Below are 232 nucleotides of genomic sequence, written 5' to 3'. Positions count from 1 at the left end.
GCTCCTTCAAACACCGTGTCATTGCTAATCGCAACCGTAATCGTTTTACTGGTTTCACCCGGAGCAAACGTGACGTTACCAGCCACTGCTGTGTAATCACTGCCAGCTACTGCACTACCATTGGCCGTACTGTAATTAACACTCACTGGTGCCGCATTCGCACTACTTAAACTCACGGTGTACGTCACTGTTCCTGCCGCTTCATTCACGTCGCCCGGACCACTGATACTAA

At 50.4% G+C, this 232-nt stretch carries 1 protein-coding gene; it reads right to left on the bottom strand.

Features of this window, described 5'->3' with window-relative positions; translation table 11 throughout:
- Nucleotides 1-232, bottom strand: a 232-nt coding sequence (locus ACO0KW_RS20520; RefSeq protein ID WP_423055196.1) for a Calx-beta domain-containing protein, incomplete at both ends; no start/stop codon positions are given.

It is taken from the genome of Undibacterium sp. Ji22W (assembly GCF_049340305.1).
In the GTDB taxonomy this organism is placed as follows: Bacteria; Pseudomonadota; Gammaproteobacteria; order Burkholderiales; family Burkholderiaceae_D; genus Undibacterium.
The sequence above is the reverse complement of the archived record's forward strand: the minus strand, read 5'-3'. Positions and strand labels throughout refer to the sequence as shown.